This window comes from Caballeronia arationis (genome assembly GCF_001544975.2).
GTDB lineage: Bacteria > Pseudomonadota > Gammaproteobacteria > Burkholderiales > Burkholderiaceae > Caballeronia > Caballeronia arationis.
The window spans coordinates 1-793 of sequence record NZ_FCOG02000536.1 but is presented as its reverse complement, the minus strand read 5'-3'; the positions used below and the strand labels follow the sequence as shown (position 1 = coordinate 793).

Sequence of the window (793 nt, the reverse complement as noted above, 5' to 3'; positions counted from 1 at the left end):
CATGGATCCTGTGCTGGCTCACGCCGCGCTCAAGCAGCGTGAATATCGCGCTTTGTAGATGCTGCTTCAAGACATTCACTCCCTTGTCTCCTTCTTCTCTGAAGGAGACAACAATAAATGTCCTGCAGCACCGCTAGGGACCGCTCAGCCGGCGATCGTTACCTGGGGGATTTTGAGGTGACCATACATGGGGGAATTTGACCGACCGCCGGGGAACGATGCTGGACGATCGACTGGTCGGCGAACGCGCGGCGATCCGCGCCAGTGGCTTCTTCACGTTGCCATTGCGCGTAGGCGTCCTCGGGTGCAGCAAGCCAAAGATCGTCAAACATGGAAATCGATATACTGAAGTTTGCCTACCCCCAACCCTACAGCGAAGCTAACGCTTCGCCAACCCCGCGCCACCAAAAGAGGGGCAGCCCTCGTCGACCCCATTTTTGATGGCATCGAGACAAGCAGCCGGTCCGCCAACGACGATCCGTGCAGAGCAAGCCAGCATCAGATTAACGCTCAGGCCGAAGTCCTCAATGAGATAGCCACCGGCACAGAAAGCGCCTTCGCTTTCATTCGCTGCTGCCTCAACGCGCTGAGCGAGCGTCGCTTCGATGGACCGATACGCCCACACCGGTTTGCCGAGCGCGACAGCGAAGCCAACTTCGAAAGCAGTGCCGCAGTCCGGCTCGCCCGCGCCCCGGAAGTCATCGAGATTCGCCATCACGATATCGGCCGAACGGATCAATTCGATGTTCGCGGCATATATCCATCGCGCAGCGTCTTGCCTTTGAAGCAAGGA

The 793-nt window shown here is 58.3% G+C and carries 1 protein-coding gene; it reads right to left on the bottom strand.

Annotation, left to right across the window (positions count from 1 at the left end):
- Positions 1-379: 379 nt before the first annotated feature.
- Positions 380-793 (bottom strand): nucleoside 2-deoxyribosyltransferase (locus AWB81_RS43700; protein WP_200822657.1); only part of this gene is annotated, 414 nt, incomplete at its 5' end.